This window comes from uncultured Gimesia sp., from assembly GCF_937910335.1.
In the GTDB taxonomy this organism is placed as follows: domain Bacteria; phylum Planctomycetota; class Planctomycetia; order Planctomycetales; family Planctomycetaceae; genus Gimesia.
Genome location: NZ_CALEMX010000320.1, coordinates 1 through 6,750, shown reverse-complemented (window position 1 = coordinate 6,750; position 6,750 = coordinate 1). Strand labels below are relative to the sequence as shown.

General features: G+C 47.6%; 7 protein-coding genes. 6 read left to right on the top strand and 1 reads right to left on the bottom strand.

Annotated elements, in window-relative coordinates; genetic code table 11:
- Positions 1 to 88: 88 nt before the first annotated feature.
- From Q0668_RS12845 to Q0668_RS12835, 3 genes are all read left to right on the top strand, one after another.
- Entirely contained in the window at positions 89 to 433 is a 345-nt protein-coding gene (locus Q0668_RS12845) for a hypothetical protein (RefSeq protein ID WP_298865228.1), read from the top strand.
- A 42-nt stretch (positions 434 to 475) separates the two neighbouring features.
- Positions 476 to 1,261 (top strand): class I SAM-dependent methyltransferase, encoded by a 786-nt coding sequence (locus Q0668_RS12840; RefSeq protein WP_298865225.1) that lies wholly within the window; start codon positions 476 to 478, stop codon positions 1,259 to 1,261.
- Positions 1,262 to 2,279: 1,018 nt separating this feature from the next.
- On the top strand, positions 2,280 to 3,524 hold the full coding sequence (locus Q0668_RS12835) for a hypothetical protein (RefSeq protein WP_298865222.1): 1,245 nt from the start codon (positions 2,280 to 2,282) through the stop codon (positions 3,522 to 3,524).
- 151 nt (positions 3,525 to 3,675) lie between these two features.
- Here Q0668_RS12835 and Q0668_RS12830 read toward each other — a convergent pair whose 3' ends face one another.
- Complete coding sequence (locus Q0668_RS12830; RefSeq protein ID WP_298865231.1) at positions 3,676 to 4,011, bottom strand: site-specific integrase; 336 nt, start codon at positions 4,009 to 4,011, stop codon at positions 3,676 to 3,678.
- Between the two features lie 132 nt (positions 4,012 to 4,143).
- Between Q0668_RS12830 and Q0668_RS12825 the strand changes: the two genes are divergently transcribed.
- From Q0668_RS12825 to Q0668_RS12815, 3 genes are all read left to right on the top strand, one after another.
- Complete coding sequence (locus Q0668_RS12825; protein ID WP_298865219.1) at positions 4,144 to 4,800, top strand: hypothetical protein; 657 nt, start codon at positions 4,144 to 4,146, stop codon at positions 4,798 to 4,800.
- A 643-nt stretch (positions 4,801 to 5,443) separates the two neighbouring features.
- Positions 5,444 to 6,184 carry a hypothetical protein gene (locus Q0668_RS12820; RefSeq protein WP_298865214.1) on the top strand — a complete coding sequence of 247 codons (741 nt, stop codon included), beginning with the start codon at positions 5,444 to 5,446 and terminating at the stop codon, positions 6,182 to 6,184.
- A 266-nt stretch (positions 6,185 to 6,450) separates the two neighbouring features.
- Positions 6,451 to 6,750, top strand: a 300-nt coding sequence (locus Q0668_RS12815; protein ID WP_298865210.1) for a hypothetical protein, incomplete at its 3' end; no start/stop codon positions are given.

Genomic DNA, 6,750 nt, shown 5'->3' with positions numbered 1-6,750 from the left:
GGACTGACAGCGAATGAAAATCCGCTGGAATACAATAGGTACTCCCCGATTCGACAAAACAGGCAGCACAATTCACCAGGAAATTTCAATGCCAACATTTCAAGTTCGAGTGATTATATTTACGCTTTTGGGAGCGGTGATGTACGTGAGTTATCTCGGGCTCACATTCTGGAACAAGTCTGACTTCTGTCGTGGATGGGGCACCCATCATCAACAACTTTCTGTCGAGTACAAAAACGAGCAACAAAAGGCGATTTCCGAAAATCGTCCTGATGACGCCGAAATATGTATGTATTATGGCAAGGCATCATCGTTGGTCGCTGACAAATATTTTCGCGTTGCTAACAACCCGTTGCTGCCTTACCCTAAGAAGCCGCTGATTACTGAAACGGAGCTCGGTACGGACCTCAATATTCTCAACGGACGACAATGAATTCGGCAGCCAGAAATGCATATTCGGTAGCGGGAGTTTGTCATGATAGATGCGAAAGACCTCTGGGATGGATCGGAATATGCAGACAATTCCTCGATGCAGTATCGACAGGCGTTAGAGGCTCTGAAGCGTATCGACTTTGGAATGTACGAACGGGTACTCGACATTGGATGTGGAAACGGCGCCGTTACGAAATATCTCAGTGAGCAAATGCCCGCCAGCCAGGTTGTCGGCGTGGATGTTTCCCCGTCCATGGTCGAATTTGCCCGCCGTACGTATGCCGAGCCGGGACGACTCGATTTTCAGCAGATGAACGCCGATCAGCTCGAGTTCGACCACTCATTCGATCTGGTTTGTTCGTTCAGCATCCTTCATTGGGTGAAACGACAATGGGATGTCTGGAGCGGTATCCATCGCGGGTTGTCTAGTGGTGGTCGTGTGCTGGTAGGGTTCCAGGCTGACCACGAAGATTTCTGGGACGCTGTGTCCATTGTATCGGAACGCAGCCATTGGAAGCCGCTGTTGTTGGACTTTGATGATCCGTACAATCACTGGACGCGCGAACGCATGATGCGATGTATTCGCGGTAATGGATTCTATATTGATCGCTTCGACGAAATCATCGGCGATGAGTACTTCGGCACTCGGCAGGCTTTAGCCGACTTTTTTTGTTCCTGGGTACCGGTGGCCCGTCATGTATCAGAGGAAATTCGAGAAGATCTCATGAACGAAATCCTCGACCTCTACTATCAGCGAATCGATTCCGAATTGGTCGAGAAAGCGGGCGTACGAATCAAACGCTATATCATCCAGGCCTGGAAACGCTGAAGCACTGTCGCTACGGTTGGTCAGCGTTTCATTGTCTGACGAAATTCCAAAGAATGGTTGATATTTTCTCTAATTCATTTACGACTATGAAAAAACGTCGCATGACCTATTTTCGAACTTCAATAGTTAAACCCCCCTAATTCGTGGATTTGATATGAATGCGTGGAAGGCATGCCTATTCTCGGATTGGTTGGTAAAAACTAGAAATCCACTTGATGCTGTCGATTCAATGAGTTTGGGCGGTTGTTCAGAATTCGACTTTTGTCCAATTCGAGTCATTGAACCTGATTTTTTTATTCAGTCCGAATGAAGTTGATTGGAATGGGGGTAAAATTGAGTTTAATGAGGTTTGGTTGGAGAAACGGGCACAATTAGATTACCGGATATCACTAGTTCCTTATTTTTGGGAAATCTCCAGATATAAACAACAATCAGGTTATAACATTTGTTTCAACTTGAGTTCCGGTTATGAAGTTATTGACAACGATTTCGCATTCTTTGTAATGGAAGATAAAGGACACGCTTTTGGGCGGCGTGGGACTGTTATATTCTGGGAAGAAATTGATAGCCTCGATTGGGATTCGCAAGTATGCAAAATAACGAAAAATTGGAAATTCAATGGAGCCAAAGAAATAATCATGACAAAGAAAAACTAACGTTTTACGGGAGACTCATTTTTTTATAGCTACTCTAAGAAGACGCAGGGCTGACGAGATCTATCATCCCACGGTATAGGGGAACGTCACATTGATCGAGTGAATACGAACTCGAGGTTCTCAGGGATTTGGCCGAGTGGGGCTTGAGCTTCTCAGCTTGCATCCATTGGGCGAGAAAATCCAACTTCCATGTGTTACAGCATTTGGTATCATTCTTTCCTAAGGTTGCTGATATCACTTGGCGCGAGTGTCCCATCCGTTAGGAGTTAATAGTCAGAATCATGTCAAGAAATGTGATCCCCTTTGCGATTCTATTGCTCGTATCAGGCAGTGTTTGGGGGGACAAACCGAGTTGTCCACCGATGCAAACATCCCCTTGGGGCGTGCAGCAGCATGGATTGCAATGCCGGGTGGAGGTACCGGCCGCAATCGAACAGGGAATGCCTGTTAAAGTGAATGTTGAACTGCGTAGCAACCCCAAGACTCTTCAGCCAGGAGTCCGTCAGCTCAATGGATTTCTTCCCGCTGCATTTATTAGCTTATCGCTGTCGAATCTGAAGACTGGGAAAGTTTTTACCATTCGACCTTACGACCCAACTTACGGCATGCTGCTTTTGGATTCAGGAAAATTTGCTCGTCCCTTGGATGGGACTTCGTTGAAGCGATGGCAAGTTGATTTTCCATTGGCCACTCTTTACAAAGCCATTGAACCCGGCATTTACGAATGTCGAGTCAAGTATTCGTTCTCTGAAAAGCGGCCGCAATCGTGGCGTAACAAAGCCGAATGGAAAAACGCCGGTTTTTGGTACGGCACGATCACTTCCGGAAAATTTCAGATCGATGTCCGTAAGGAGACAGCAAAGACGAGGGTATATCTGGTCCCCAAACGTCTTCGACTTGAGAAAGAGTTGATGAAGGTTCGCAGCGAGACAGACGCGAAAATCGTTCCAGTGCCCACTATTCGATTTGCGAAGGAAGATGCCGTAGAAGTGACAGTACCCGTTAGGAACGGACATTATGTGGCAACTTTCATCTACATAAAAAGGCAGGATAATATAGGTAGATTACAGGGAGGTTCACCGCAACCTGATGATCGGAATAGCATCGACGCATGGTACCAATATCAGGGAGGAGACAAGACCGTCGCGTATGAATTCGTGCTGTTTGAAACTGCCGATCGGCCGGAGCACGGTTGGCTTCCCAGTCCCCGTTCCGGTGGCAGCCGAGTCTTGTGGGAAAAAACCATTACGGTATCTCTCTCCCAGCAAGCGTTCCGCAAACAACCAGCCACCGCGATGGACTTTTCGAAATCCCGTATCACCGAAGCACACCTTGCGCTCATCAAGGAATCGTCGCACCTGAAACGTCTCGTTCTTAGTAACACTGATATCGCAGACGCGGACCTGATGAATCTGCACGATTTAAAAAATCTCGATTTACTGCACCTCTTCAACACGAAAGTCAGTGACACGGGGCTGGCACAACTCAAGGGGTTAACGAAGCTCAAGCTTCTTACTCTCCAGAAAACCAAAGTCACCGCCATAGGTGTTGCCAAGCTCCAGAAGTCTTTGCCGACCTGTAAAATCGGATGGGACGGAGCGAAGTGAGCAATTCGTCCGCGAATTTCAACGAAGTCACGGACACACGGTAAAACCACCCTATACGCGGACTCCATACGTGTGCGGGGAAGCCATACCTTTTCGCGAATTCAGACTCGATGAGATGATTTCTGTTTGGAAGGGCTTCGGCATGCACGTTTTAACGAAGGTTTCTCGGAAACATCTTTTGATCGGTTCGGCGCATCAGTCGTTTCACCGTAGCGAGTTCACATCGACCTTCAAACTGCCAAATGGGAGGCAACTCGATTTCCAATACTTTGCCGTAGCGGAACAGGATTGCCGAAAGGGCCTGATTTTGAGCTGAAGCTGCCACATCTTTCTCGACCGCCAAATATGATACATATTGCTCGATGTCCGTCTTTCCTATCTGACGAGGATGCTTCCAACGGACCCGATTGCGTTCACGATGAAAACGCAAGAATCTCTCAATCCACATCACGTAAACCTGCTCGGTCATCCCTGAATAATCGTGGATGTTGACGCGAGTCTATATTGTTTCCAATTGACGCTATACAAAAATTCTGATAGTTTTTGGACAGAATCAAATTCTGTCTATCAATAGTTAGGCAGGAATTCAGACCTTAACACGCTTCACAATGGAGTAGCAATGAGGATCACACGGCATCTATGCTTTGCTATCGCCATCCTGATGTTCTCATTCCAGGCATCGTCGGTTGCCGGACAAGGAAGGAGCATTTTCGAAATCGGTGGTGGCGTCGTCTTCAGCGGTACTAACCAGCAGCCCGTCTCACACGGCCATGCGTACCTTGTTCCAGAACAACCGGGTTTTGTATTTGGCTGTGTCCAAGCACCTAATGGAGAATGGAAGCTCAACTATTTAGTCTTGATAAAACACAGCGCAACTGCAAATACCGTGTTTGAACGCGGAAACCCTGATCCAGCAACGAGCAGTGATTCATCAGACGGCAAGATACGACTCGTCAACTTCAATGAGGAAATACGCTTCGACCAAAGCCGCCTTATGTTTTCATACAAGGCGGAGTTTGATGCAGTCAAAGACAAACTTCTCAGCGAGGGAATGATTTTTCAGGGAAAGCGAATCGACTTGACTGAGGGACGTATCTTCGTAGTCGACATGACCACCGAGACGGTAAAAGTTCATCAGGTCAACATGAAATTGCCCTCGTGTAATAAAATCGACTTACTCAAGTCTACTAGCGAGCACTATAAAATATTCACGGATCGCTGGCTTGCGGAAACTTCTGAGGGATCCGAGGTGGTTGCCAAGACGTTCACAAAATAGGTAGCGAGTGCTGCCGAACGTTATTTGGCCGACCGCATGGCTGGCTCAGATTGGATTCCAAGATCGACAAGAAGATACGCAATCGGATCTCCACTCGACTCATGAATAATGCAAAGTGACGCGAGATATGGTCACTAATTGCACGGCATTCGCTCAAGGTGGATATGTCATACGCGGATACCCAAGATTGGAATTCGGCATCACTTTGGGGTAGGTGTTGCGATGCCCCTGCGAAAGTGTGGATTCAGTCAACGAAAGTCGTCGTATCGCGTACAATCACTCAAACGATCCTATACGCGGACTCCATATGTGTGCGAGGAAGCCATACGTTTTCTCGGAATCAAGCTCGATGTGATGATTTCTGTTTGGAAGGGCTTCGGCATACACGTTTTAATCAACGTATTACGAAATTCCTCGGTCTCGATGCGACTCGCTTCGATCAGGTGACAATCTGGGACATCTAGGCTTTGAGCGAGAACCGAAACCGACTATATATTGCAACTGGTACACAGTCTGTGACAGTCGATGCCGGGTTATTTTATGATTATCCAGAATGTTCTTTTCAGATTTTGGGAACAAACTACACGTCTCAATCGTCTTTCAATTGTTCAAAAATGAGCGAACTGTCTGAAAGGTAAATGCTATGCACAGCCGATTCATTTCCTTTGGTCTATTTCTCTTGATCGCTCCACTAGGATTATTGGCTGAAAATTCCACTGATTCCCTCAAGGATCGCTTGGAAAAATTAGTCATAGCGCAGGAGTTTGACTCTTACGGAGTCAAGGCAATCTGCGAGGAGTGCGTCCGTGCTCCCAATTCGGCTTATTGTCCCGCTCTGACGAAACTCCTGGATCAGGCGATTAAAGCACAGCAGAAAGCCGACTTGAAATACTCTACGCACAGTGCCATCATCCCCTTGGTCTCTGCCCTCTGCGAGCTCAATGGGCAGAAAGGTTACGACACAGCGGCGCGACGATACGGAGCGCTGTCGGCCAGTTCCAAACTGCAGTCGATCTATATCGAAGCTTTGTTGCCCTATGCTTGCAAGCTTCAGATTGAGGACGTGCTGAAGAAGCGGAAGAAAATTCAAGTCGAATTTCCGGTCGATTCTTCGGAAGCACGTGACACATTGTCCGACCTGCCCCCAGACCTGCTTGACGCTTGGCGCTATTACAAGAATGCAATGGCACCTTATGAGCGGTATAACAAACAGATCATGGACAAAGAATTTATCTATACTCAGCAGAACTGGCCTCAGTTTTACAAAGTAATTCAAGAGACGCTGACGCAGCCAAAAGTGGATACCCTTACATGCATCATGCCTTTCGGGTGGGGAGGGGTTGTGGAACCGGCAGCGAAAGCTTATTCGCTCCGAAATCTCTAGCAGTTCTCTTAGCGTTGGTCAAAAACGGGCGCTTTGCCGAGAGCATCGGGGCATTACTTCAGGTGGAATCGTCTTGGTAAGGATCGCGGTATGGCTACCGAAATGACCCTGAATTTGAATGGCAAAAGCGACTCATTGAATACGTGGGGCTGGACTGGGAAAAACTCTACTTGGGCGCTTCCTTGGATGGTATGGGGTTCAATAGTGACTACTTATCAAAATTGGCGTCTTATGGTGGCGAGAAGACCGCCTTAAGAATGGCTCAAATGGCGCCATTTGTCCGCAAGCATGAAGAGTGGCTTATTAGCTACACGGATTCCATCGCGACTATGATGAAACGCAAGAATACGATCTCCAACGAAACGCGACAAATACTCCTGGAACTGATCCATGACTCCGTTCATACCGGCGCCGCGCCGAGTGAAATCGAGGCCGCAGTAACGACGCTGGCAGAATTGAAACAACCCGAATCAATCCCGGTGCTGAAGCGCGCCGCCAAGCTGCCTAATTATCTAGCAGGGTGTCCGGAAATGAAATCTAGCGGTATCGCCATTAAGCCCGGAAAT